Below are 25,931 nucleotides of genomic sequence, written 5' to 3' on the forward strand. Positions count from 1 at the left end.
GTCTCATGCCGCCGCCACCATGTGGCCGCCCATCGGTCCGGCTGCCGTCAGCACGGCCCGCGCGACGATCTCACGTACCGCTTCGATCCGATACTCGGCGCTGCCGCGCACATCGGCGATCGGCGACAGCTCAGTCATCGGCGCGGACTGCACCGCAGCCGCAAGCCCGTCATCGGCCCGTCGACCACGCAAGGCCTGCTCAACACCGGCAAGGCGCTTGGCAACCGCTGAACAGGAGCCAACGGCGACCGCTGCTTCCGTGACCGTACCGTCTTCAACGACCAGGCGCGCCGCCGCCATGGCAATGGAAATGACGAGATAGCGCCGTGCGCCCAGCTTGACGAAAGCTGACGTGCCGGCCGGTTTCGGCACGCGGATGGCCGTTACCATTTCGTCAGGTTTCAGAGCGATGCGGCGGTTGCCAAGAATGAAATCCGGCAGGGGCAGATGACGCGTCGCGGCTGTCGAACTGAGCTCGACCTCGGCGTCGAGGATCAGCAGGCCGGGTACGCCGTCGGCGGCCGGCGAGGCGTTGCAGAGATTGCCGGCGACGGAGGCAACATTCTGGATCTGTGGCGAACCGACCTCGCGCGCGGCCTGTTTCAGCGCGTCGAAGGCCGACGGCAAGGGATGGTGGATGATGTCGGTCCATGTCGTGCGTGCGCCGATGACGAAGTGGTCATCCGTTTCAAAGATACCGCGCAACGAAGTGAGACCGTTGATGTCGAGGACATTGTCGCGGAACGGTTTGGCGCCCTGTGCCGGATAGAAATCCGTGCCACCGGCCAGGATACGCCACGCACCCTCGCCAAGCAAAGCGAGAGCCTCGTCGACCGTGGTGGGTTTCGCGTAACGGATCACGCTTTGCCTTCCCAGAGAATGAGCCTTCCCGAATTTGGCCCGCCCAGGGTGTCTTGCCTGGAGTTTCTTGCCGGTTTCCGAAACCGGAAATTCATTCGTATGCAAATGATATCAAGCCGGTGGAAATTGTCAAAGCCAGAGTTTGCACCGTTGCCGGCGCCGGGTGAGCCGAAACGCATTTGTTATGGCATGGGAGGTTGACGCGGCCGGCCATCTGGTCAAGTTTCTGCGTCCAGTCGCGTCAGCGGCATCTTTCTGCTGTAGCCTGAGCCACATGACAGAGAAGAAGGAGGCCCCATGGCCGACGAAGCGCTTGTTGTCATCGACCTGCAAAATGACTTTTGCCCGGGCGGCGCGCTGGCCGTGACCGGTGGCGACGAGATCGTGCCGCTGGTCAACGATCTGATCCGGCGAGCCGACCATGTCGTGCTGACGCAGGACTGGCATCCCGCCGGCCATTCGAGCTTCGCCTTCAGCCATCCGGGCGCACAGCCCTTCACGATGATCGACATGCCCTATGGCCCGCAGACGCTGTGGCCGGACCATTGCATCCAGGGCAGCCTGGGTTCGGATTTCCACTCCGGCCTTGCCTGGACCAAGGCCGAGTTGGTTGTCCGTAAGGGATTTCGCCCTGACATCGACAGCTATTCGGCCTTCTTCGAGAATGACCATACGACGCCCACCGGTCTCGCCGGCTATCTCAGGGAACGGGGCATCGACACGCTGACCCTGGTCGGCCTGGCGACCGATTTCTGTGTCGGCTTCTCGGCCCTGGATGCTGTCAGCCAGGGGTTCAAGACCACCGTCCGGCTCGATGCCTGTCGCGGTATCGACCTCAACGGATCCCTCGACGCGATGCTGCAGCGCATGCGCGAAGCCGGCGTGGCGCTTGAAGACAGTTTGACGGACTGAACAGTGGGACATCGTGGGGACTTTTTGCGGATCACCGCAGGCGTGATGACGGGTGCGGCCATCGCCATGACGGTGATGATCCCGGGCGCGGCCTTCGCGGCCGAGGCACACGGATTGCCGGGTGAAGTGATGTCGTTGTGGTGGGTGCTGCCATTCGCCGGCCTGCTGCTGTCGATTGCCACCGGACCGCTGCTGTTCCACCATGTCTGGGACCCACACTACGGCAAGATCGCGGCCCTCTGGGCCGCCCTTGCGGTCGTACCGCTGGCGCTTGCCTTCGGCGTCCCATCGGCGACCGAGGCAGTGCTGCATGCGCTGCTCACCGAATACATGCCGTTCATCATCCTGCTGTTCGCGCTGTTCACCATTTCGGGCGGCATTCTGGTCGCCGGCAACATCCACGGCACGCCGCTGGTCAATGCCGGATTGCTGCTCACCGGCGCGCTGCTCGCTTCGGTCATCGGCACGACGGGCGCCTCGATGATCCTGATCCGGCCGGTCATCCGCGCCAACGACGCCAGGCCGTTCAACGCCCATGTCGTCGTCTTCTTTATCTTCCTGGTGTCCAACATCGGCGGCTCGCTGACGCCGCTCGGCGACCCGCCGCTGTTCGTCGGCTTCCTGCGCGGCGTCGACTTCTTCTGGACGACCACGAACTTGTACCGGGAGACGCTGTTTACCGGCGGTGTCGTGCTTGCGGTATTTCTCGCCATCGACATCATCCTGCATCGGCGCGAGGCCGGGGCGCCGAAGATCAAGGACCCGACACCGGATTCGAAGGTGCGCATTCGCGGCCTGCCCAACATTCCGCTGCTGGCCGGCGTCATCGGCGCCATCCTGCTGTCGGCCAGCTGGAATCCCGGAGTGAGCATCTCCATTCAAGGGGTGACCCTTGAGCTGCAGAACCTGGTCCGCGACGCCATCATCCTGATCTTCGCCTTCGTTTCGCTTGCCGTCTCGCGCAAGGAGTACCGCCAAGCGAACGGCTTCAACTGGGGGCCGATCGCGGAGGTGGCAAAATTGTTTGCCGGCATCTTCATCTGCATCGTGCCGGTCGTCGCCATCCTGAGAGCCGGCCACGACGGCGCGCTGGCGCCGTTGGTCGCGCTCGTCACCTCGGGCCATGGCACGCCCAACGATCTCGCCTATTTCTGGCTGACCGGAGCATTGTCGTCCTTCCTGGACAATGCGCCGACCTATCTCGTGTTCTTCGAGCTTGCCGGCGGCGATCCACGACACCTGATGACCGAGCTTGCCTCGACGCTCGCCGCGATTTCGGCCGGCGCGGTGTTCATGGGCGCCAACACCTATGTCGGCAATGCGCCCAACTTCATGGTCTATGCCATCGCCCGGCAGCACGGTGTGAAGATGCCTGGCTTTTTTGGCTACATGCTTTGGTCAGGGCTGGTGTTGATCCCGATCTTTTTGGCCGCGGGCTTTTTGTTCTTTGGTGGGTGAATTGGTGCTTTTTGAATCGTACCGTTTGCGCCGCCCTTCATCGCCCTGCCGGGCACTTCTCCCCGTATGGTGACGGGGAGGAGAGCGCCTTTGCCAATGGTTTCGCCAATCATCAACGTTGTCGGAAGGGCGCCGTCGTTGCTGCCCTCTCCCTTCTCCCCGTCACCATACGGGAAGAAGGTGCCGGCAGGCGGATGAGGGGCTGCGTTATCGTTTGCAAAGTGTCATTGCCGTTGCAGTCTCAGCCCACGCCCACATAGCGCCTCACCGCCGACGGGTCGGCACGCAGGTGCTCGACATCCACCGTCTCGCGGTTGCGGCCGTTTTCGATGAACGAGACGCGGTCGGCCACCGACAGCACCGCATCGACGCGCTGCTCGACCAGGATGGTGGAGACGCCCAACTCGCGCAGCGTCGACACGGTCTCGCGGATTTTTGCGATCATCGACGGCATCAGGCCCTCGGTCGGCTCGTCGAGCAAGAGCACCCGCGGCTCGAGGCACAGCGCGCGGGCCATCGCCAGCATCTGCTGTTCGCCGCCCGACAAGGTGCCCGAGCGCTGCCGCAGCCGCTGGCGCAGCAGCGGGAAGAGGTCGAGCACGCGCTCTCGCGTCGCCTTGCCCTTGCCGCGCGCCATCAGCCCGATCTCGATGTTTTCCGCCACCGTCATCTCGGCGAACAGCCGCCTTCCTTGCGGCACATAGGCGACACCTGCCCTCGGCACTTCATGCGCCGGCAAACCGGTCAATTCCTGGTCCCCGAGCCGGATCGAACCGGCGCTGGCTGGAATCAGGCCCATGATCGCCTTGAGCGTCGTCGTCTTGCCGGCGCCGTTGCGGCCGAACAGGCACAGCACCTCGCCCTTGTTCAGCACGAGATCGAGCCCGTAGAGCACTTGGACCTCGCCATGGAAGCAGTCCAGCCCCGAGACCGCCAGGGCTTGCGTCTTGCCTATGTCCGTCATGGGGCGGTCCCCAGATAGGCGTCCTGCACCGCCGCATTGTCGCGGATCGCCTCGGGCGTGCCTTCGGCCAGGATCTTGCCGGCGTTGAAGATCGTGATGCGGTCGGCAAGCTGCATGACGACAGGCATATTGTGCTCGATCAAAAGCACCGTGGCGTTCGTGGCGATGTCACGCACCAGCTCCACGAAATTGTCGATCTCGCTGTCGGCCAGCCCCTGCGTCGGCTCGTCGAGGATCAGCAGACGCGGCTTCAGGGCCAGGCCCATGGCGACCTCCAGCAGGCGCTGGTGACCATAGGACAATTGCCCGGCTGGCATATGGGCGCGGTCGGCCAGGCCGGTGTGTTCGAGTGCCGCCATGACCGCGGCCTGTATCGCGCTCTTGGAATGGCCATGCCGCAGCGTCAGCTGCACGGGCAGCGCGACGTTGGCGTAGACGGTGAGGTTGGCATAGATGCTGGTGATCTGGAACGTATAGGCTATACCCTGGCGGACGCGGGCATAGGCCGGCAGGTCAGTGATGTCGGCGCCGTCGAAGATGATCGTGCCGGATGTCGGCCGGATGCGACCGCTGACCAAGCTGACAAAGGTGGTCTTGCCGGCGCCGTTGGGGCCGATGACGGCGCGGATTTCTCCGGGCATCAAGGTGAAGTCGACGCTGTCGACGGCGCGCAGGCCGCCAAAGCTGCGCGATAGGCCTTTCGTCGTCAGCAGTGGCGTCATGGCAGCCATCCAAGCCAGCGCTGGCGAATGGTGCCGAGAATGCCCTTGGGAAAGAACAGCACCAAAAGGATGAGTGCGATCCCGACGATCAGCAGATAGGCCGATGTGTAGCCGCTGGTGACGTCGATGACATAATACATGAACAGCGTGCCGAGCAGCGGCCCGAGCGTCGTGGCGGCACCCCCGAGCAGCACCCACAGCAGCGGCAGGATCGAATATTGCACCGAAGCGAAGCTCGAGCCGACATAGCCGAACAGCAGCGCATAGGCGGCGCCCGAGGCCGCGCAGATCGCGCCGGACACGACGACGGCCATGAGCTTGTTGGAGAAGGTGTCGTAACCCAGCATCTTGGTCCGCTCCTCGTTCTCGCGGATGGCGACCAGCACGCGGCCATATCGGGAGCGGACGATGGCTAAAGTGATCAGCAGCACGATCGTGAATAGCGCCAGCGCACTCATGTAGCGCACGGTCGGGTTGGTGAGATCGAGCGAGGTCGCGCCGAATTCGAGAACGCGCGCCGGCTGCGGCACGACCTGGCCCTGATCGCCCCCGGTCCACGTCGCGAAGTAGAGGATGAGCAGATAAAAGACCTGCGCGAACATCATCGTGACGATCATGAAGGCGACACCCGTGGTGCGCAGCGCCAGCAGGCCAATGATCAGGGAAACAACAACACCGCAGCCGAGGCCAGCCGCGAATGCCGCCGGCACGCTCCAGCCGAGTTGGATGATGGCGAGCCCGGCGCCATAGAGCCCGGCGCCGAAGAACATGGCGTGGCCGAGGCTGAGCAGGCCGGCATAGCCGAACAGCATATTGTAGCCCATGGCGAACACCGCCAGCACCATGATGCGGGCGAGCAGGCCGTGATAGTAACCCGGCAGCACGAAACTCAGCGCGAGAAGCAGCGCGATGACGCCGAGATGCAGCGCGTAGGCCTTTGCCGGCGAAGCTTCGCTCATCGCGATGCCGTTCCAAACAGGCCCTGCGGCCGGAACACCAGCACCATGGCGACCAGCAGCGTGGCGATGATCTTGGCCAAGGTCGGCGAGAAGAACATCGAGATGATGCCGTCCGACAGGCCGATCAGCACGGCGGCGACCACGGTGCCGCGCAGCGAGCCGAGGCCGCCAATGATGACGACGATGAAGGAGAGCAGCAGCGGATCCTGTCCCATCAGATAGTGCGCCTGGCTGATCGGCACGATCAGCACAGCGGCGATGGCCGCCAGCATGGCGCCGAGCGCGAAGACGCCGCCATAGACGCGGTCGACGGGGATGCCGAAGGCCTGCGCCGTTTCGCTGTCATACTGCGTGGCGCGCATGATGAGGCCGATTTTCGTGCGCGTCAGCACCAGCCATGTGGTGATGAGCAGCAACGCGGAAGCAGCGATAACAGACAGTTTGTAGCCGGAATAGCCGAACCAGGGCAGCAGGATACGGTAGCTGAACGGCGGCTCGACGGGCCGAGCCTCGGGGCCGTAGAAGGTCAGCGCCAACTGCTGGATGATATAGAGCATGCCGATGGTTGCGACGATCGTGGCTTCCGGATTGTAATTGAGCCGGCGCAGCACCAGCCGCTCGGCAATCAGCGCAATGGCGCCGACGATCAGCGGCGCGATCACCAGTGCCGCCAGGAAGCCGAGCGCCGGGTGGCCCGATATCGCCGTCGAGATCGCCCAGGCCAGCACGGCGCCCAGCATGAAGAACTCGCCATGCGCGACATTGACGACGCGCATGACGCCAAACACCAGGGATAGGCCCAGAGCCGTCAGCGCCAGCACGGCGGAGGTGACGAGCCCTTCGAGGGCGGCGAGGAGGAGATGCGGACCGAAGTGCATGGACTAGACGCCTGCGGATGCGCGAGGCACCCCCCTCTGGCCTGCCGGCCATCTCCCCCGCAAGGGGGGAGATTGGATGTCGCCACCGGTTTCGCTAGATGCCGAGGCTGGCGAATAGATGCCGTCGCACGAACTGCCGATCTCCCCCCTTGCGGGGGAGATGTCCGGCAGGACAGAGGGGGGTGGCTGGGCGCTCACGCTGCTAAGCTAAAGCGCCTGGGTCGTGTAATCCCCTTCAGCCTCGTATAGCCCATCCTCGATCTTGGTCTTGTGCACGACCTTGAGCTTGCCGCCCTCGACCTTGGAGATGTTCTGGATGCCGAAACACTGGTGGATCTTGCCGTTGAAGGTTTTTGGACCCTGCGGATGCTCAGGTCCCTCGGCGAAGGCGGTAAGTGCCTCGGTTGCCTCGACCAGCTTGGCGCGGTCTTCCGGCCCCTTATAGCCGGCGTCCTCCATCGCCTTCTTGACGACGTAGAGCGTTTCCCAGCAGCCGAACATATGCGCGGCGGTGGATACGTCCTTGGGGTCGCCGACGGCCGCGCCATTGTCGTCGATGCCGACGGCGGCGCGGTAGGCTTTCTGCGCGGCGGAATCATCGGGTTGCGCATAGCGCGGCGAGCCTTCCCAAAAATGGCTGCCGTCGAGGAATTCGAGCCCGGGGCTGTTGATGTCGACGGCTTCCAACGAATCGATAAAGCCGAACAGCTGCGGCCGGTTGGAGCCGTAGAATTCGCCGAGTTCCTTGACGAAGGTAAGCACCGCCGGGCCGACCATGACGTGGTAGATCACCTCGGTCTCGGCCGGGATCTGCGGGAAGTACTTGGTGAAGGAGGATTCCGTGGGTGGGATGGCGATCTGCGCGATCACCTCGGCGCCTTGCGCCTTCAGCGCCGGCGGCAGGTAATCGCGGTGGTCGTAGCCGAAGGCGAAATCGGGGAAGATCTGCGTCACCTTCTTGCCGGCATTGGCCGCGATCCACGGCGCCATCGACTGGATCTGGCTCTTCACATCGGTGATGCCGGGCTGGAAGACATAGCGGTTGAGCTTGGTCGAGGCGACGTGGTGGCCTTCGCTGACGACGAAATAAGGCATCTTGGCTTCGCCGGCGGCGGGAGCCGAGCCGATGACGACATGCGAAAACAGCGTGCCGAAGACGATGTCGGTCTTGTGCTGGGTGGCGAACTTGCCGACCACTTCGGCGCCTCGGCCGGGATCGGTGCCGTCATCCTCGATGATGACCTCGACCGGACGGCCATTGATGCCGCCGGCGGCGTTGATCGCCTTGATCGCCGCGGCGGTGGTCTTCTCGTACCAGCGGCCATAGGCAGCGCCAATGCCGGTGCGGTGCGACTGGAAGCCGATCTTGATCGGCGCCGAACTCTGCGCCTGGGAATAGCGGACGAAACCTGGCGCCATGGCGAGGCCGGCGCCACCGGCCAGACCTTTCAGCGCCGTGCGGCGGCTGAGACCGGTTCTCGGGAGGTTGAAGGTCTTGCTCTTGTCCATATGCCGTTCCCCTTGTTCAGCGTTAGGAGCGCGAAGTCCGCTCATGTCCGGAAGTCGAAAAATTGCATGTGTACAAACTAAATCACCAAAGTCCGGACACGGCAATGCCGCTTCCCTAGGGGAATCCCGGTTTATTTTCCAGCGCCAATGGCTTCAAGGCATGTCGCCCGAAGGTGGTACGCACCTAACCGACCGTCGGCGTCGCGAGCAGCCAGAGGCCGAAGACGGTGTAAGCGATCATCAGCACGGTCAGCGGGAACTGGCCGAGCGCGGCGCGGGCAGGTCGCGGATGCAGGCGCCAGGCGCAGCCATGGGCGACGAGAACGGCGAGCACATGGCCTGTTATGATGGCGCCGGCCTGGATATTCCACAGCCACCAGGCTGAGCTGGCTCCGGCAACGATCCCGGCCTCGATCTGCATGTCGGCGGTGCCGAACAGGTTCCAGCCCAGCGCGAACGGATCGGAGAGGGAGGCCAGCGCATACTGGCCGTCGACCAGCAACGCCGTCAGATAGTGCGCGACATGATAGGCGAGTGCGATCGGCACGATCGACCACACCAGAAGGCCAATTGCCTGGCTGAAGCGCTGATCGCCGCCGGCAAGGCGCTGGCCGAGGAAAACGGCGAAAAGAAACACCGCCGCCAGCAGCACGAATGTCAGCACCAGTCCGAAAGTGCCGCTGCCGATCACGGTGGTGCGTCCCGGGAATTCGAGCGGATTGACGCCGAACAGGCCGAGCCAGAAAAAGGTTTTCGACAGGCCATCGAACGAGACCGAGGACAGCGCCAGCAGCAGGAAGGCCACGCCGCTGGGCGGCAATGGCTCGGCCGTCAGCAGCTTGGCCCCTGGCCAGCACAGAGCAAGCCGGCCTTCGCCGTCGCGCTCGACCGGCGCGAAGCGCGCCACCATCGAGAAGAAGACCGTCAGGAACTCGCCGCCGCGGCTCCACTCCCGATAGCCGAACACCAGCATGGCGAGGAAGGCGAGCAGCCAGTAGAGGCCGGCGGCCCAAGCGAGACGAGCCGGGTCGTCGGGAGCCGGATCGATGAGTTCGAACCAGGCAAAGGCCAGGAACAGGATGACGGCCGGCCAGCGGCCGAGCCATCGGGGGAGGCGCCACGGTCCCTTGTCGCTCATGCTGAACAAGCGCGAGACCAGGCGCCACGCCCCGTGCCAGGGGTTGAGCCATGACCAGAGGTCGCCGAAGAGGCCCTGCAGCAGCGTGACGCCGGCCCACAGCAGCGTCCAGACCACGAGCGGCAACGGGTTGGAGAGTGGGTCGCGGCTGCCAAAAAGGCCGGCGGCGATGAGGATTGAAAAGCCGGCAAAGGAGATCAGACTGATGGCCGTGCGAGCGCCGTCGCCGAAGACGAAAAGCGGCAGGCGCCGGCGCCAGAATTTGTCCAGAGCCGCCGGCGGCAGCAGCGCCAGCACGAGGAAGCTGACAGACACGGCGAAAGCGCCGCCAGCCAGGTAGTAGCCGGTCGGGAGAAGCAGGACGTGGCCACGGTCGGAGGCATGGGCGAATGCGGTGGTGGGCGAGGCGCAGATGAGGGCCAAAAGAATGAGGACGGGAGCACATTTTCGCCAGTCGAGATACTTCCCACCCCCCTCTGTCCTGCCGGACGTCTCCCCCGCAAGGGGGGAGATCGGATGTCGCCGCGGCTTTCGCCAAACTTCTACGCCGCAGAATAAGGTGGCACGACAGAAGCTGCCAATCTCCCTCCCTGCGGGGGAGATGTCCGGCAGGACAGAGGGGGGCGCGAAGGAACTCATACTTGTCAAAGAGTCCCCCGCCACCTCTCACACCTTGACCAGCTGCTCCACGCGATCCTTCTCGCCAAAGATCCGCAGATAACGCTGGATCTCCTTCTCGTCGCCGGTCGCCTTGGCTGGATTATCGGAGAGCTTGACCGCCGGCCGGCCATTGGCCTCGGTGACCTTGCAGACCAGCGATATGGCATCCAGGCTGTTGGTTTCCGTTGGCGCGCAGCCTTCGAAATCGTTGGTCAGATTGGTGCCCCAGCCGAAGGACATGCGCACCTTGCCCTTGAAGTGGCGGTACGTCTCCTCGATGGTTTCCACTTCGAGCCCATCGGAGAAGATCAGCAGCTTCTGCTTGGGGTCCTTGCCCTTCTCGCGCCACCACGACAGGATCTTTTCGCCGCCCTCGATCGGCGGCGCGCTGTCGGGGCGGAAGCCGGTCCAGTCGGCCACCCAGTCCGGCGCGTCGCGCAGGAACGACGCCGTGCCGAAGGCGTCAGGCAGCACGATCAGCAGATTACCGCCATAATAGCGCTGCCAATCCTGCAGCACTTTGTAGGGCGCTTGCCGCAATTCCTTTTCCGAGTTTGCGAGGGCCGCGAACACCATCGGCAATTCATGTGCGTTGGTGCCGAGCGCTTCGAGGTCGTTGTCCATGGCCAGCAGCACGTTGGAGGTGCCGGTGAAGGCCTCGCCGATGCCTTCCTTCAGCGCTTCGACGCACCAGCGCTGCCACAGGAAGGAATGCCGCCGGCGCGTGCCGAAGTCGGAAATGCGGATGCCGGGCAGCGCCTTCAGCCGCTCGGTCTTGTCCCACATCTTGGCCTTGGCGCGGGCATAGAGCACGTCGAGCGTGAACGGCCCGAACGCCCGCATCGCGGCCCGCGAACGCAATTCGTTGATGATGGCGAGCGCGGGAATTTCCCACAGCGTGGTGTACATCCATGGGCCGGGAAAGGTCAGTTCGTACTGCCCGTCATGCTTGGCAAGCTCGTAGTCGGGCAACCTGAAGCCTTCCAGCCAGGCGAGGAATTCCGGCTCGAAAATCTGCTTGCGGCCATAGAAATTGTTGCCGCCGAGCCAGATCATCTCCTTCTTGGAGAAGCGCAAGGTGCGGGCATGATCGAGTTGTTCGCGCAACTCGCCCTCGTCGATCTCGTCGGCAAGCCGCACCGAGGTGGTGCGGTTGATCAGCGAGAAGGTGGCGTCGACCTTGGGGTACATGCCCCAGATCATCTGCAACATCAAAAGCTTGTAGAAGTCGGTATCGAGCAGGCTGCGCACGATCGGGTCGAGCTTCCAGGTATGGTTGTAGACGCGCCGCGCAATATCGGTCCTGGCCATGTCTCGTTGTCGCCTTCGCTGCCTGCCATCCACAATCGCGACAGGCCTCATAGCATCGAATTAGCCAAAACGCTGCCCGCTTTCAGGCTGGCCCGACAAAAAGAAGGGCCTGCATGCGGCCGGGCCTAGGCTGCATCAGCTCGCGGGTTTGCCGCCCACCACCTTGAGCGCCGGACGTTTGCGTCGGGTCACGAGGCGGCCCGCGACCGGGGCGTCGGCGCGGCTGTCATCCTCGGCCTTCTCGGCGAACAGCCAGTCGATAAACACCTGTACGATCGGCGTCGTCCGCATCTCGTTGCGGCAGACGACATAGAAATCATCGACCGCCGGCACCGACAGGCTGAACGGCGCGACCAGCATACCCCTGGCCAGCAACGCGCTTGCCGTCACGGAATCGCCCAGCGCCACGCCGTGACCGTGCACCGCGGCCTCGGCCGCCATGCGCGCATCACCCAGATGATGGCGGCGGCCGCGTTCGAGGTCCAGCGCATCGGCTGCCGCCAGCCAGGTGTGCCATTCGCGGCCGTCGTCGCCATGCAGGAACACATGGTAGGCGAGGTCGCGAACAGTGCGGATCGGGCGATTGTTGATCAGTGTCGGGCTGACCACCGGGAACAGTTCGAGGCCCGACCATTTGCGCATCCAGCAATCGGTCCAGCTGCCATTGCCATAGTGCACGCAGACATCGATATGCGGCGCCCGGATATCCCTGGGATCGTTGGAAGGGATGAGCGTCAGCTGAATGTCGGGATACTGCGCGGTGAAGCTGCCGAGCCTTGGCGTCATCCACAAAAGCAGCAACGCCGGCACGCAGGACACCGAAAGCGCGCCGCTGCTTGCCGGCCGCGTCAGCCGCTGCGTGGCGGCGGCGATGCCGTCGAAAGCCGTTGACACCGCCGGCAAAAGCTCCGCGCCATGCGGCGTCAGCTTGACCCGCTGGCCAGATCGTTCGAACAGCCTGACGCCGAGCGACTGCTCCAGCGCCTTGATCTGGTGGCTGACGGCGCCATGCGTGACATTGAGCTCACTCGCCGCCTTGGTCAGCGAGCCATGGCGCGCCGTTGCCTCGAAGGCGCGCAACGGGTTCAGAGGGGGCAGGCGCTTGGCCATGGACGCTCGGCTCACTGTGAGATTTTCTCACAGAAAACATCCTAACAATATCAATTGCTTTTTCAATGCGGCTGCCGGACACTTTGCCTGCAATCGCATCGAGACCTGAAATCTGCGGGCAGCGAGCGGGACAGGCGACCCGGCCGGATGATGGTCGGTTCGCCCGAGGTCCCGCTGGTCGGCGACACCATCGAGGAGGAATGGATATGGGTTATAACAGCGGCAAGCTCGACGCGTTGCGTCGCAAATATGGCGAGAGCCATGGCGGCGAGATGTTCGACCCGAAATTCCGCAAGGTCGCCGACAAGATCTTCTCCAAGAGCGGCACAAGGCTGGCGCCCTATTCCGGCATCCCGACCTTCCTCGCCGCGCCCTACCGCGAAATATCAGCGGAGAACCCGGATTTCGGCGACCTGCAGGTGGCCATGATCGGCGTGCCCATGGACCTAGGCGTCACCAACCGGCCGGGCTCGCGCTTTGGGCCGAGGGCGCTGCGCGCCATCGAGCGCATCGGCCCCTACAATCATGTGCTGGAATGCGCGCCGACGCACGAGCTGCGCGTGGCCGACATCGGCGACACGCCGTTCCGCAGCCGCTACCGGCTGGAGACCAGCCATGAGGACATCGAGCGCCGCGCCAACCAGATCGTCGATGCCGGTGTCATCCCGCTCTCGGTCGGCGGCGACCATTCGATCAGCCATCCGATCCTGAAGGCCGTCGGCAAGAAGGCTCCGGTGGGGCTGATCCACATCGATGCCCATTGCGACACCAGCGGTCTATTCGACATGACCAAGTTCCACCACGGCGGGCCGTTCCGCAACGCGGTGCTCGATGGCGTGCTCGACCCGACGCGCACCATCCAGATCGGCATCCGCGGCTCGGCCGAATATCTCTGGGAGTTCACCTACGAGTCAGGGATGACCGTGGTGCATGCAGAGGAGGTGACCGGGCTCGGCATTCCAGCCATTATTGAAAAGGCGCGCAGAATAGTCGGCGACGGCCCGACCTATGTGTCCTTCGACATCGACAGCGTCGACCCGGCCTTTGCCCCAGGCACCGGAACGCCGGAGGTCGGCGGTCTGACGACGCGCGAAGTGCTCGAACTGCTGCGCGGCCTCAAGGGTCTCAACATCGTCGGCGGCGACGTCGTCGAGGTGGCACCGCAATATGACGCGACCACCAACACCGCGCATGCCGGCGCCCAGGTGCTGTTCGAGATACTGAGCCTGATGGTGTTCAGCCCGGCCGTGATCGGCAAGGGAGCCTGACGCCTGAAATCCAAGGCGGCCGCCGCGCTGGAGCCGGCGACCGCCTCAAACAATCAAAAGCTTCCAGAAGGGGAACGACAATGACAATCCACTCGACACTGAAATCATCGATCGCCGCCGTCCTGATGCTGGGCGCGGGTCTTGGCATTGCCACGCAGGCCGCCAGCGCCGACGCGCTTGCCGATATCACCAAGGCCGGCACCATCAATGTCGGCGTCTTCGCCGACTTCCCGCCCTTCTCCTCGGCCAGCGCCGATATGAGCCTCAAGGGCTATGATATGGATGTTGCGCAATACATCGCAGATACGCTCAAGGTGAAGCTCAATCCCGTCGCCGTCACCGGCCAGAACCGCATTCCCTATCTGAACGACCATCGCGTCGATATCCTGATGAGCGTCGGCTACTCGAAGGAGCGCGAACAGGTGATCGACTTCGCCGCCGCCTATGCGCCCTACTACATCGCGGTGATCGGCCCCGCCGCAATGTCGGTCAAAGGCAAGGAAGACCTTGCCGGCAAGTCGATCGCCGTCAATCGCGGCACGCTCGAGGATACCTCGCTCACCGAGGCGGCACCGGCGTCGGCCGACATCAAGCGCTTCGACAACTACAATGCCGTGATCCAGGCCTTCATTTCCGGCCAGACCCAGCTGATGGTCGTCGGCAATGATGTCGGCGCGCAGGTGCTGGCACGCCAGGAAGCGCTCAAGCCCGAGCAGAAGTTCCAGCTTCTGACTTCGCCCTCGCATATCGGCCTCAACAAGAACGAGGACGGCCTGAAGAAGGCGGTCAACGACGCCATCGCCAAGATGCTGGCCGACGGCAAGCTGGACGAAAGCTCGAAAGCCTGGCTGAAGACGCCGCTCAACCCCGACAACCTCAAGGATTGAGCTCCCGTGGCCTTCGGCTGGCTTCCGGGTGCCCTGGGCGATATCGCGCACGGCGCGGCCACGACGATCCTGCTGATCGCCGTGACCACGCTGGCGGGAACGCTGCTCAGCATCCTGGGTGCCGCGGGACGGCGAAACGGCCCTGTGCTGCTTCGCCGGGCCATCGCCTGGTATGTCGAGGTGATGCGCAACACGCCGTTCCTGGTGCAGCTGTTCTTCATCTTCTTCGGCCTGCCGAGCCTCGGGGTCAGGCTCGACCCGATCCTGGCCGCCATGCTGGCGATGACGCTCAACATGGCGGCTTATACGATCGAGATCGTCGGCGCCGGGCTTGATGCCGTCCCGCTCGGGCAGACGGAAGCCGCCCTGGCACTCGGGTTGCGGCCACGCCAGGTGTTCATCAAGATCGTGCTGCCGCAAGCGCTAAAAATTATCTATCCCGCGCTCACCAGCCAGATCGTCATCATGATGCTGGAGTCCGCCGTGGTCTCGCAGATCGCGGTGCGCGAGCTCACCTATGAGGCCGACATGCTGCAGGCGCGCACGTTCCGGTCCTTCGAGACCTATTTCGTCGTGACGCTGGTCTATCTCCTGATGTCGATGGCCTTGCGCCGGCTTCTGGTCACCGGTGGGCGCCGCGCGCTTGGGGCTGGCGTGTCATGATCGAGTTCACCCTCTGGGATATCGTGCGCAACCTCCTGCTGGCCACACGCTGGACGGTGCTGTTGTCATTGGCCGCCTTCGTCGGCGGCGCGGTGGTTGGAATGGCGGTGCTGTTCTTCAGGATCGCCAAGAATAAGTGGAGCCGGCGTCTTGCCTCCGGCTACATCGCCCTGTTTCAGGGAACGCCGCTGTTGATGCAGCTCTTCCTGATGTTCTTTGGCCTGCCGATGCTGGGCCTGCGTATCGAGCCCTGGACCGCGGCGGTGCTCGGCCTCACCTTCTTCGCCAGCGCCTACCTCGCCGAGATCTGGCGTTCCGGCGTCGATGCCCTGCCGCTCGGCCAATGGGATGCCGGCGCCAGCCTCGGCCTGCACTATCTGCAGGAGCTGCGTCTGATCATCCTGCCGCAGGCGTTCTCGATCACCCGCGCGCCGACGGTCGGCTTCCTGGTGCAGCTGATCAAGTCGACCGCGCTGACCTCGATCATCGGCTTCGAGGAACTGGTGCGGACCTCCAACGCCATCAACAATGCCACTTTCGAGCCTTTCAAGGTCTACGGGCTGGTGGCGCTGATCTTCTTCCTCATGTGCTTTCCGCTGACGCAATACGCCCGCCGGTTGGAAAAGCGCGCGGCAGCTCATTGAGAGCCGAAAGCGGTCCTGACCGTCCACCGTCTGGTCTTGTTATCTCCAAGTTTATATGATGAATAATCTCACTCCCCGAGTGAGCGCTCGCTTGGAAAGTCAGGCGTGACCGCAGAATGTGTGAGGGAGGCGAGATATCTGCGTGATCCTGCTCACAAGGATGACCGTGTGAAGCGCGCTGTACTCTGGATAGGGGTTGTCGGCGTCTGACTCTAGCGTAGAAAACAGTCTTACGAGTTGGGCGAACGCACATCCGCTGGTGGCGCCAAGCAGACCTGTGCTCCAAGCACGATTTTAGAAATCAATAGGCACAACAATGACATAGCGGTGCCCAGTTTCATCTCCTCCGGCGCGCCATTCAACACAGAACTCCGAACGTCGCCGATTTCAAAGCTTGACGTGAAACGAGGGTTCGCGGCGGTTCTGGCTTGCCGGCATGAGAAACTGTCCGCCGCTCCGCGCCTTGCACGCCTTCGAGGCCGGCGCCCGGCACGGCAGCTTCAAGGCGGCAGCAGCGGAGCTCGGCGTGACACCGGCGATCAGCCATCAGATCCGCTCGTTGGAAGAAATATGCGGCCGCAAGCTGTTCCAGCGCCGGCCGCGTCCGCTCGTGCTGACGAGTGCGGGAGCGCGACTGTTTCCTATCCTTCGCAACGGCTTTGATCTTCTCGCAGGCTCTCTTGCCGCGGTAGCCGAGCCGGATGTTCAATCGCCATTGCGGGTGACGAGCCCGAACGCTTTCGCAAGCCGATGGCTGGTGCCCCGGTTGCCGAAATGGCGAGTGGCCAACCCGGCCGTGCCACTGGGGATCATCGGGACGGACGCGGTACTCGACCTTCGTGCCGGCGCCGCGGATGTTGCGATCCGCTACACGCGCCGCCCGCCTTTGGGCGTTGCCGCTCAGGAAGTGTGCCTCGATTCCTTCTTTCCCATCTGCAGTCCCCGATTGTTGGCGAGCGACGGACGGGCGATCGTGCGTGCCGCCGATCTCCTGCGGTATCCCCTGATCCATTTTGACTGGATGAACCGGTATCCGGACGCTCCCACCTGGCCCCGGTGGCTGGCGACGGCCCGTTCGATCGATCCGGACCTGGTCCCGGACAAAGCCTGGGATTTGAGCTTCCGCGAGGAACTGCACGCGATCGATGCGGTCGTCGCCGGGCAAGGCATCGCGATCTGCAGTGACGTTGTGGTCGGCCGTGAACTGGAGAACGGCTCGCTCGTCAAGGCGCATCCATTGTCCTTGCCGAGCTACAGCTTTTATGTCGTCTGGATGCATCACGGTCCGCGATCCACGATCATGGAGCCATTCCTGGCATGGATGAGAACCGTTACGTGAGTGCTTGCCTGTGACCGTCCTCCCGGAGCCACTTCCGGACGACAGGGATCAGAAATGCCAGATGTGCCGCTGCTTCCACATATCCATCGGCGCCCGCCAAAGCCTGTATCTGGCGGCCTGCTCGATCTGCTGGCCCACGCCAAGGTGGCCATAGCCGGCAAAGAAGGCTTCGAGCCGTCGTCGGGCAAAGAGCTTCTTTCCCCTGGTGGTATAGTTTCGGATCGGCAGCCGGTGCGGCGTTATCCTGCATCCATCCCTGGCCAACGCGACACCGATGCAGAATTGTTCCGGCGTATGCGCCCTTACGACACCGATCAGTTGCTCGATTGCATGATAGGCGTCGCTCAGTGCGGGAAGGGCAGCATTGTGGACACCCAGGACCCCGCTGCTCCACATCGGCTCGCTTCCGGTCAGCATTTTCTCGCCAAGCATGAAATGCCTGCCTTCGAGGGCACGGTAGGGGGGCTTTGGCCGGCCCTCGCACCTGTTCATGACGGAATGCGAGGGGGAAATCTGGCCGAAACAGCCCGAAATGTCGCCAATCGGATACATGTCCGTATCCATGAGGAACAGGCGCTCGCAGGACCCCAGCAGATCGATGATGCCGGCGGCCTTGATGCCGAACCGGTATCGGCCGCCAAATGACATTTCGGCCATCCGGCTCGCCGTAAGCTCCATCGTCCCGATGGGATAGCCGTCGAAAATGTGCGGCCTGTCGGTGAGGACAGTGACCTTCGCGTCCGGGCAATAGTGCAGCAGCCTCAGCGCGCTGAAGAGCGCGCCGCGCGCGTATAGCTCGTCATCGCCGAACGCGATGTATCCGAAACTGTCGCTCATTTCCGGCCCCGGCAGCAGCGCCGCGCCCTGACCTTTGCTCGAATCGCCGGAGGAGTCCATAAGCTTCAGCTTATGCAGCCTTCCCCAATCATCGAAGAGATGATTGCAACTGCTGCCTTGGTTGTTGCGTGTCCCCCGCATGTCAAAAATGTCGTCCTTCGCACGGAGGGCGCGGACCCGTTGGCGCGGGGATAGACGCGTTCGGATCGCGTTCTCTTGCGCCAACATTCTTGTTACGTCGGATTGCGGGCGGGCCGGTAAACCGGCAAACCAATCCAATCGAAAATGATGCCAGCCCCAAGGAGCCCGCATGGCCGCGACCACCAGCAAGATCAGACGCGCCTTGATTACCGGCGCGGGAGCGGCGGACGGAATCGGCTTCGCCATCGCCCGTCACCTCGGCAAAGCCGGGCACGCCGTTTTCCTGACCGGGGCCAGTGCACGTGTGATGGATCGCGCCGCGGAGCTTCGCGGCGAAGGCATCGATGCCACTGCCGCGGTTGCCGATCTCACCATGGCTGCCGATGTCGCGCGGCTGCGGGCGGCCGCCGGCGCGGTCGATATCCTGGTCAACAATGCCGGCATGGGCTCGCTGGCATCGCCCTCGGCCGACAAGGCGTTTGTCTCGATGACCGAGGCCGACTGGGATCAAGGAATCGACGTCAGCCTGAAGACCGCGTTCCTCGTCACAAGGGCGTTTCTGCCGGCGATGGTCGAAGCGGGCTACGGACGCGTCGTCAATGTGGCGTCGGTCACCGGGCCGATCGTGTCTTTCGAAGGCACATCAGCCTATTCCGCCGCCAAGGCCGGCATGGTCGGCCTGACACGCGCACTGGCGCTGGAAATGGCAAAGGACGGCATCACGGTCAACGCGGTCGCGCCCGGCTGGATCGAAACCGGCGCGTCGAGCGCGATGGAGCTGACAGCGGCCCTGCATACGCCGCCGGCACGGGCCGGCCGGCCCGATGAAGTGGCCGCGGCGGTCGTGTTCCTGGCATCGGAGGGCGCCAGCTATGTCAATGGCGCCGTGCTGGTGGTTGACGGCGGCAACAGCCTTCAGGAACGCAAGGGCTGACGGCGCGCCGGTCCCAACCCGCTCAGGACGCCTTGGCGAGAAAGCTCTGGTAATCGGACTTGGCCTGCAGCAGGCGCAACACGTTCTCGCGCGAGCCGCGCACATGGGCGCGCGCCAGCATGCCGGCCCGGCCGGCGTCGCCGGCGCAGATGGCCTCGACGATCTCGGCATGCTCGTCGCGGGCGATCTTCCATTCGTCGAGCCACAACAGTTCGGTCCAGACATAGTGCTGGCACTTGTCGAGGATGCCGCACAGCATGCCGTGCAGCATGGCGTTGCCGCTGATCTGCGCGATGACGCGGTGCAGGTCGATGCCGACCTCCAGTTCCTGGAATTTTTCTTTTGTGGTGCGATCGGGAATGGCGGCAAGCCGCTCGCATTCGGACAGCATGGCACGCAGCCGCGCCTTATCCTTCTCGGTCGCGGCGACGGCCGCGAGTTCCGTGGCATGGCCGTCGAGCAGTTCGCGGATGTCGAAGGCCTCGCGGAACATGTTGATGTCGAACTCGGTGACGGCATAGCCCTGGCGCGGCCGGCCGGTGACAAGCCCGTCGCGCTCCAGCCGGTTGAAGGCCTCGCGCACCGGCGTGCGGCTGACATTGAGCTTCGCCGCGATGTCGCTCTCGGTGACGCGGGCGCCAGGCGGAATCTGGCCGGTCACGATCATCGCCTTGAGCGAGGTGTAGACCGAGTCGCGCAGCGTGTTTTTCGTTTCCTTGGCCAAGATCCGCTTCCAGTCCTCCAGCACTCAGGCCGGACATTGCCCCGTTTGTAGTCGTTGTCGGTCCAATTTGCCACGCGGGTGGTGGCGTCTCTCACAGGCTTGTCCGGCTCGAATAGATCGCGCCGGCCGGTGTTGACAACACCGATCCCTCGGCTACATTCAAAATTGTATACAAAATCGCATGCCAAATCAAAAATAAATGGGAACACCGGTTGGAGAACCGAAATGAACAGGACCAGCAGCTTTAAAGCCTTTGCCATAGCCGGCCTCGCAGCCTCCGTGGCAGTGCCCGCCGTCGCCGCCGACACGATCACCGTCGCCTCATGGGGCGGCACCTATCAGGAGGCGCAGACAAAGGCGTTCTTCAAGCCGACCGCCGACGCGCTCGGCATCACCATCAAGGAAGACACCACCAACGGCCTTGACGACGTGCGACTGCAAGTAACCGGCAACGCGGTGAAGTGGGACATCACCGAACTCGGCGCCGACGAATGCGCGCGCGGCTCGAAGGAAGGGCTGTTCGAAAAGCTCGATTACGGCATTATCGACAAGAGCGGCATCAACCCGAAGCTTGTCCATGACGACTGGGTCGGCATCTCCTACACCTCCGTCGTGCTGATCTACCGCACCGACGTCTTCGGCGACAAAGGCCCGAAGACGTGGGCGGATTTCTGGAACGTGGAAAAATTTCCGGGGCGGCGCGCGCTGAGCAGCAGCCAGTCGACGGAGACGCTGAGCGTCGCCGCGCTCGCTTCGGGCCTGCCGATCGACAAGGTCTATCCGGTCGACATCGACGGGGCGCTGAAATCGGTCGACAAGATCCGTGGTCATATCGATGCCTGGTGGACGTCAGGCGCCCAGGCCATGCAACTGGTCAAGGACGGCGAAGTCGACATGGCGAGCATCTGGAACGGCCGCGCCGGCACACTGAAGAAGGAAGGCGCGCCGGTCTCCTTCTCCTTCGATCAGGGTGTGCTCACGGCCGACTGCATGGTGATCCCCAAGGGCGCCAAGAACAAGGAAGCCGCCATGAAGGCGCTGGCCATGTTCGTCAGCCCGCAATTGCAGGCCAATCTGCCGCTCTATGTCGACAATGGGCCGGTCAACGAGAAGGCCTTCGAGACCGGCAAGATCCCACAGGAGCGCATCAAGGACATCAACTCGTCGCCCGAAAACGTCAAGAAGCAGGTGCTGCAGGACGCCGGGTTCTGGCGCGACAATCTGGTCGAGGCGACGGAGAAGTTCAACAATCTGATCCAGCAATAGGCTGCTGATGCGGCAGGGCGGCACCGGTGTCGCCCTGCCTCCGCCGTCTTATGTTTTGCCGGCTAGGGAGAAAGTGATCTTGTCCATTGCGCCATCCGCGCTGCCGATCGGCATGCGCGCGATCGAGAAACGATTTGGCTCCGTCTCGGTGCTGCGTGATCTGAACCTCGATGTCGCGGCCGGCGAATTTCTGACGCTGCTTGGTCCTTCCGGATCGGGAAAGACGACGCTGCTGATGATCCTGGCCGGTTTCATCAGGGCCAATGCCGGTTCCATCAAGGTGGGCGACGACGAGATCATCACCACGCCGCCGCACAAGCGTAACATCGGCATGGTGTTCCAGAATTATGCGCTGTTCCCGCATATGAATGTCTTCCACAACATCGCCTTTCCGCTGAAGCAGCGTGGCGTGGCGACGGCAGAGACGGCGCAGCGTGTCGAAAAGGCGCTGGAGCTGGTGAAGCTGCAGGGCCTGGGCGAACGGCGGGTCGACCAGCTTTCCGGCGGCCAGCGCCAGCGCGTAGCGCTGGCGCGCGCCATCGTCTTCGAGCCGCGCATCGTGCTGATGGACGAACCCTTGTCGGCGCTCGACAAGGGCTTGCGGGAGCACATGCAGATCGAACTGCGCGCCCTGCACCGGCGGCTTGGCATGACGACGGTCTATGTCACGCACGACCAGCGCGAAGCCATCACCATGTCGGACCGCATCGCGGTGATGAATGCCGGCCGCATCGAACAACTCGACAAACCCGAAACGCTCTACGCCGCGCCGAAGACGCAATTCGTAGCCGGCTTCATCGGCGAATCGAATTTCATGCCCGTCGAATGCCACGACGGGACGGTCTGGTACGAGGACAGACGCATCCACACAGCAACGCCGGCCCCGGCCGCGGGCCGGCACCTGATGGTGGTGCGGCCGGAAAAGCTGCGGTTGGTCACTCCAACGGAGCCGTCGAACGGGATCAATGTCTTCGATGCCACGGTCGCTGACATTATCTATCAGGGCGACAGTTTCGTCTGCTACGTCTCACTGCGCGATGGCCGCCAGCTGACGTTGCGCGACTATTGCCGCGGTGATGTGCTGGCGCGGTTGCCGGCGCCCGGCCAGCCGATCCGCCTCGGCCTCGAGGCGCAGGACACGATCCTGGTGGCGTCAGAGGGATGAGCGCGCAATCCGCCCTCCTCGAGGAGACTGCCGGCGGCGTCGGCGAGCACCTGAATGCGCAGGCGTTGCGCGCCGACGCGCGGCGCGAGTCGCTGCGGCTGCTGGCGCTGCTGTCGCCCAGCCTCTTCCTCGTCTGCGCCATCATCATCGTGCCGATCGGCTGGCTGTTCTGGCTGTCGCTGTTCGACGAGACCGGCGCCTTGAGCGCGTCCAATTATGCGCGCTTCTTCGAGCAGGCGTCCTACATCAAGACCTTCGTCACGACCTTCAAGGTCGCCTTCATCGTTACCGGGGCCTGCGTGCTGCTTGGCTATCCGCTGGCCTACATGCTGTCGCAACTGCCGCGCCGGGCGGCGTCGATCTGCCTGATCTTCGTCATCCTGCCGTTCTGGACATCGGTGCTGGTGCGCACCTATGCCTGGCTGGTGATCCTGCAGCGCAAGGGCCTGATCAACAGCTGGCTGATCGACCTCGGCGTCATCAGTCAGCCGCTGTCGCTTGCCAACAACCTGTCGGGCGTGGTCGTCGGCATGACGCACATCCTCCTGCCGTTCCTCGTCCTGCCGCTCTACGCCTCGATGAAGACCATCGACACCGACTGCCTGCGCGCCGGCATGAACCTCGGCGCCGGTCCCGTCGCCACCTTCCGACAGATCTTCTTTCCGTTATCGCTGCCCGGCCTCGCCTCCGGCGTGGTCATCGTCTTCGTGCTGTGTCTCGGCTTCTTCGTGACTCCGGCGCTGATGGGCGGCGGCAAGGTGGTCATGTGGGCGATGCGCATGGAACAGACCACCAGCCTCTATTCCAACTGGGGCGCGGGTGCCGCGCTCGGCGTGGTGCTGCTGGTCGTCACGCTGGCGCTGCTCGGCCTGTTCCGGTGGCTGCTCGGCGCGCGCGCCACCGGCGTATGGAGTTCGCGATGAACGGGAGCCTGCCGATTTCGCACTGGCAACGCCTGTGGCTTTATGCGCTGAGCGGCCTTGTGCTTTTGTTCCTGATCGCGCCGTCGGTCATCATCGTCATCATGTCGTTCTCGGATTCGACTCTGCTGCAGTTTCCGCCACGGCAATGGTCGCTGCGCTGGTACCAGACCTATTTCCAGTCGCTGGAATGGCGCGACGCCACGATGGTTTCGGTGAAGGTGGCACTCATGACCGTTCTGGTGGCGACGCCGCTCGGCACCGCGGCCGCCTATGCCATCAACCGGGGCACGCTGCGCTTCAATGGCACCATCAACGGGCTGCTCACGGCGTCGCTGATCATCCCGGTGATCCTGATCGGCATCGGCACCTTTTTCCTCTATGCCCGCATCGGGCTCAACAACACGCTGACCGGCCTGGTCATCGCGCACACGGTGCAAGCCTTGCCGCTTGTGGTGCTGACCGTGCTGTCCGGGCTGCGGTCCTACGACATGAACCAGGAGCGGGTGGCGCGCAGCCTGGGCGCCGGGCGCATCGCGGCGTTCTGGCAGGTGACCATGCCGCAGATCCGCTTCTCGATCGTCTCTGGCGCGCTGTTCGCCTTCATCACCTCCTTCGACGAGGTGGTGGTTTCGCTGTTCATTTCGGGCGGCGAGACGACGACGTTGACGCGCCGCATGTTCAACGCGTTGCGTGATCAGATCGACCCGACAATCGCCGCCATCTCCACCTGCCTGATCGTGCTGTCGGTCGTGCTTTTGGCAATCGCGCAGGTCTTCGGCCGCCGTTCTTGATTTCATCGGACCAATTCGCTTCAAGTGACCAGGGGATATCCAGATAGAATGCGCGACTTCCAGTTCCCAGGCCGCTCGCCGGTTCGTGCCACCGAGGCCATGGCCGCCACCTCGCACCCGCTGGCGACGCTTGCCGCCATCGACATGCTGCGCGCCGGCGGCAACGCCATGGACGCGGCGGTCTGCGCGGCCGCCGTGCAAGGCGTGGTCGAGCCGCAATCGACCGGCATCGGCGGCGATTGTTTCGTGCTCTACTGTCCGGCCGGACAAGGCAATGTGCTGGCCTTCAACGGCTCCGGCCGCGCGCCGGCGGGCGCGACCGTCGACTGGTATCTGGAGAAGGGTTTTGGCGAGTTGCCGAAGCAAGGCCCGCATGCGGTGACAGTACCGGGCGCCATCGACGCCTGGTGCCGGCTGCTGGAGGACCATGGCCGCAAGGGCATCGCCGAAGTGCTGGCGCCGGCCATCCACTATGCCGAGAATGGCTATGTCGTGCACGACCGCGTCGCCTTCGACTGGGCCGAGCCGGAGACCGACCTGTCGGCGGATGAGCATGCATCGCGCATCTTCCTGCCGGGCGGCAAGGCGCCGGAAGCCGGCGATGTCCATCGCCAGCCGGAACTCGCCGCCACGTTGCGGGTGATCGCCAAGCATGGCCGCGCCGGATTCTACGAAGGCGCCGTCGCCGACGACATGGTGCGCCGGCTCAATGAACTGGGCGGGCTTCATTCGCATCAGGATTTCGCCGCGACCAAAGGCGACTATGTGGCGCCGGTCAGCACCTCCTATGGCGGCTATGACATCCACCAGATGCCGCCGAACAACCAGGGGCTGACGGCGCTTTTGATGCTGAACGTGCTGTCAGGGTTCAAGCTTGGCGGGCTCGATCCCAATGGCGCCGAACGCCTGCATCTGGAGATCGAGGCCGGGCGGTTGGCCTACCAGGACCGCGACACTTTTCTGGGCGATCAGGACCATGTGACGGTACCGGTGGAGCAGCTTCTGTCCGCCGCCTATGCCGACCGGCTGCGGGCCGAGATCGACAGCGAGCGCGCCATGACGCATCCGCCGCGCGTCGACCTGCCGGGCAGCGACACCGTCTACATCTCGATCGTCGACCGCGACCGCAACGCGGTCTCCTTCATCAACTCGACCTATTATTCCTTCGGCAGCGGCGTCGTCGGCCCGAAGACCGGCGTGGTGCTGCAGAACCGTGGCTCGAGCTTCCGCCTCGACCCGGCGCATCCCAACGCGATCGCGCCCGGCAAGCGGCCGATGCACACGATCATGCCCGGCATGGCGACCCGGAATGGCCGCGTGGTGATGCCGTTCGGCGTGATGGGCGGCGGCTACCAGCCGTTCGGCCATGTCCATCTTTTGACCAATATGGTCGATTTCGGCATGGATCCGCAGCAGGCGGTGGATGCGCCACGGGTGTTCTACAATGATGGTGTGGTGGAGGCCGAGCGCAGCGTGCCCGCCGAGGCGGTTGCGGGACTGCGCCGGCGCGGCCATGAGGTCATGGAGCCGCCCCACCCGCTCGGCGGCGGCCAAGTGGTGCTGATCGACTGGGAAAAGGGAACGCTGACCGGCGCGTCGGATCCGCGCAAGGATGGTTTGGCGCTTGGCTATTGAGGGTGATTGGCGCAGGGACGGCGGACAATTTCCGGACGCTGGCGCCGCCCCTCATTGCCCTGCCGGGCATTTCTCCCCGTATAGGGACGGGGAGAAAGGGCTGGCCGCAACGTCGGCGGCTATCTCTCTTCTCCCTGTGATTATACGGGGAGAAGGTGCCGGCAGGCGGATGAGGGGCGGCGCCGACTTCGACAAGCGCTCTGAAGCGATTGCTGGATTCTCGATCGTCAAC

At 63.8% G+C, this 25,931-nt stretch carries 24 protein-coding genes; 13 read left to right on the plus strand and 11 right to left on the minus strand.

What is annotated here, in order from left to right:
* Positions 1-3: 3 nt before the first annotated feature.
* Positions 4-861, minus strand: coding sequence for a xanthine dehydrogenase family protein subunit M (locus tag FJ930_RS22825; RefSeq protein WP_141840201.1), 858 nt, complete (start codon positions 859-861; stop codon positions 4-6).
* A 297-nt stretch (positions 862-1,158) separates the two neighbouring features.
* Here FJ930_RS22825 and pncA point away from each other — a divergent pair, with 297 nt between their 5' ends.
* Positions 1,159-1,773 carry a bifunctional nicotinamidase/pyrazinamidase gene (pncA, locus tag FJ930_RS22830; protein ID WP_141840202.1) on the plus strand — a complete coding sequence of 205 codons (615 nt, stop codon included), beginning with the start codon at positions 1,159-1,161 and terminating at the stop codon, positions 1,771-1,773.
* A gap of 45 nt (positions 1,774-1,818) precedes the next feature.
* Positions 1,819-3,231 carry a sodium:proton antiporter gene (locus FJ930_RS22835; protein ID WP_140744111.1) on the plus strand — a complete coding sequence of 471 codons (1,413 nt, stop codon included), beginning with the start codon at positions 1,819-1,821 and terminating at the stop codon, positions 3,229-3,231.
* Between the two features lie 241 nt (positions 3,232-3,472).
* On the opposite strand, the gene FJ930_RS22845 is transcribed toward FJ930_RS22835, so the two are convergent.
* The 8 genes from FJ930_RS22845 to gcvA form a co-directional block, all read right to left on the minus strand.
* Positions 3,473-4,195, minus strand: a complete 723-nt coding sequence (locus FJ930_RS22845) for an ABC transporter ATP-binding protein (RefSeq protein ID WP_140744002.1) — start codon at positions 4,193-4,195, stop codon at positions 3,473-3,475.
* Positions 4,192-4,917, minus strand: a complete 726-nt coding sequence (locus tag FJ930_RS22850) for an ABC transporter ATP-binding protein (RefSeq protein WP_141840204.1) — start codon at positions 4,915-4,917, stop codon at positions 4,192-4,194. The genes FJ930_RS22845 and FJ930_RS22850 overlap by 4 nt, the downstream gene beginning before the upstream one ends.
* Positions 4,914-5,876: a branched-chain amino acid ABC transporter permease gene (locus FJ930_RS22855; protein WP_141840205.1), complete on the minus strand. Its 963-nt coding sequence runs from the start codon at positions 5,874-5,876 to the stop codon at positions 4,914-4,916. Before FJ930_RS22855 ends, FJ930_RS22850 begins: the two co-directional genes overlap by 4 nt.
* Complete coding sequence (locus FJ930_RS22860; RefSeq protein WP_141840206.1) at positions 5,873-6,754, minus strand: branched-chain amino acid ABC transporter permease; 882 nt, start codon at positions 6,752-6,754, stop codon at positions 5,873-5,875. The genes FJ930_RS22855 and FJ930_RS22860 overlap by 4 nt, the downstream gene beginning before the upstream one ends.
* A gap of 207 nt (positions 6,755-6,961) precedes the next feature.
* A complete protein-coding gene (locus tag FJ930_RS22870) occupies positions 6,962-8,263 on the minus strand; it encodes an ABC transporter substrate-binding protein (protein WP_141840207.1) in 1,302 nt (433 codons plus the stop codon).
* A 184-nt stretch (positions 8,264-8,447) separates the two neighbouring features.
* Positions 8,448-10,040, minus strand: coding sequence for a hypothetical protein (locus FJ930_RS22875; RefSeq protein ID WP_246676996.1), 1,593 nt, complete (start codon positions 10,038-10,040; stop codon positions 8,448-8,450).
* A gap of 27 nt (positions 10,041-10,067) precedes the next feature.
* A complete protein-coding gene (gene pncB / locus FJ930_RS22880) occupies positions 10,068-11,372 on the minus strand; it encodes a nicotinate phosphoribosyltransferase (protein WP_140744014.1) in 1,305 nt (434 codons plus the stop codon).
* A 135-nt stretch (positions 11,373-11,507) separates the two neighbouring features.
* Complete coding sequence (gene gcvA, locus FJ930_RS22885; RefSeq protein ID WP_141840209.1) at positions 11,508-12,482, minus strand: transcriptional regulator GcvA; 975 nt, start codon at positions 12,480-12,482, stop codon at positions 11,508-11,510.
* Positions 12,483-12,688: 206 nt separating this feature from the next.
* Between gcvA and speB the strand changes: the two genes are divergently transcribed.
* From speB to FJ930_RS22910, 5 genes are all read left to right on the plus strand, one after another.
* Entirely contained in the window at positions 12,689-13,750 is a 1,062-nt protein-coding gene (gene speB / locus FJ930_RS22890) for an agmatinase (RefSeq protein WP_141840210.1), read from the plus strand.
* 80 nt (positions 13,751-13,830) lie between these two features.
* The gene (locus tag FJ930_RS22895; protein WP_141840211.1) at positions 13,831-14,637 is read left to right on the plus strand and encodes a transporter substrate-binding domain-containing protein; all 807 of its coding nucleotides are present in this window, start codon (positions 13,831-13,833) and stop codon (positions 14,635-14,637) included.
* A 6-nt stretch (positions 14,638-14,643) separates the two neighbouring features.
* Positions 14,644-15,300 carry an amino acid ABC transporter permease gene (locus FJ930_RS22900; RefSeq protein WP_140744022.1) on the plus strand — a complete coding sequence of 219 codons (657 nt, stop codon included), beginning with the start codon at positions 14,644-14,646 and terminating at the stop codon, positions 15,298-15,300.
* Positions 15,297-15,944, plus strand: coding sequence for an amino acid ABC transporter permease (locus FJ930_RS22905; protein WP_141840212.1), 648 nt, complete (start codon positions 15,297-15,299; stop codon positions 15,942-15,944). The genes FJ930_RS22900 and FJ930_RS22905 overlap by 4 nt, the downstream gene beginning before the upstream one ends.
* Positions 15,945-16,407: 463 nt before the next feature.
* Complete coding sequence (locus tag FJ930_RS22910) at positions 16,408-17,283, plus strand: LysR substrate-binding domain-containing protein (RefSeq protein WP_246676997.1); 876 nt, start codon at positions 16,408-16,410, stop codon at positions 17,281-17,283.
* Positions 17,284-17,331: 48 nt separating this feature from the next.
* Here the strand turns inward: FJ930_RS22910 and FJ930_RS22915 are convergent, their stop codons facing one another.
* On the minus strand, positions 17,332-18,450 hold the full coding sequence (locus FJ930_RS22915) for a hypothetical protein (protein ID WP_246676998.1): 1,119 nt from the start codon (positions 18,448-18,450) through the stop codon (positions 17,332-17,334).
* Between FJ930_RS22915 and FJ930_RS22920 the strand changes: the two genes are divergently transcribed.
* Complete coding sequence (locus FJ930_RS22920; RefSeq protein ID WP_141840214.1) at positions 18,431-19,195, plus strand: SDR family NAD(P)-dependent oxidoreductase; 765 nt, start codon at positions 18,431-18,433, stop codon at positions 19,193-19,195. The two genes, FJ930_RS22915 and FJ930_RS22920, sit on opposite strands and share 20 nt — an antisense overlap.
* A 22-nt stretch (positions 19,196-19,217) precedes the next feature.
* On the opposite strand, the gene FJ930_RS22925 is transcribed toward FJ930_RS22920, so the two are convergent.
* Positions 19,218-19,919 carry a GntR family transcriptional regulator gene (locus tag FJ930_RS22925; protein ID WP_181763453.1) on the minus strand — a complete coding sequence of 234 codons (702 nt, stop codon included), beginning with the start codon at positions 19,917-19,919 and terminating at the stop codon, positions 19,218-19,220.
* Between the two features lie 225 nt (positions 19,920-20,144).
* Here FJ930_RS22925 and FJ930_RS22930 point away from each other — a divergent pair, with 225 nt between their 5' ends.
* From FJ930_RS22930 to ggt, 5 genes are all read left to right on the plus strand, one after another.
* Positions 20,145-21,185 (plus strand): ABC transporter substrate-binding protein, encoded by a 1,041-nt coding sequence (locus tag FJ930_RS22930; protein WP_141840216.1) that lies wholly within the window; start codon positions 20,145-20,147, stop codon positions 21,183-21,185.
* Between the two features lie 79 nt (positions 21,186-21,264).
* Positions 21,265-22,350, plus strand: coding sequence for an ABC transporter ATP-binding protein (locus tag FJ930_RS22935; protein ID WP_141840217.1), 1,086 nt, complete (start codon positions 21,265-21,267; stop codon positions 22,348-22,350).
* A complete protein-coding gene (locus FJ930_RS22940) occupies positions 22,347-23,273 on the plus strand; it encodes an ABC transporter permease (protein WP_141840218.1) in 927 nt (308 codons plus the stop codon). Before FJ930_RS22935 ends, FJ930_RS22940 begins: the two co-directional genes overlap by 4 nt.
* A complete protein-coding gene (locus tag FJ930_RS22945; protein WP_140743874.1) occupies positions 23,270-24,064 on the plus strand; it encodes an ABC transporter permease in 795 nt (264 codons plus the stop codon). The genes FJ930_RS22940 and FJ930_RS22945 overlap by 4 nt, the downstream gene beginning before the upstream one ends.
* 48 nt (positions 24,065-24,112) lie before the next feature.
* Positions 24,113-25,699 carry a gamma-glutamyltransferase gene (gene ggt / locus FJ930_RS22950; RefSeq protein ID WP_140743872.1) on the plus strand — a complete coding sequence of 529 codons (1,587 nt, stop codon included), beginning with the start codon at positions 24,113-24,115 and terminating at the stop codon, positions 25,697-25,699.
* Positions 25,700-25,931 lie beyond the last annotated feature (232 nt).

This window comes from Mesorhizobium sp. B2-4-15 (assembly GCF_006658505.1).
GTDB lineage: Bacteria > Pseudomonadota > Alphaproteobacteria > Rhizobiales > Rhizobiaceae > Mesorhizobium.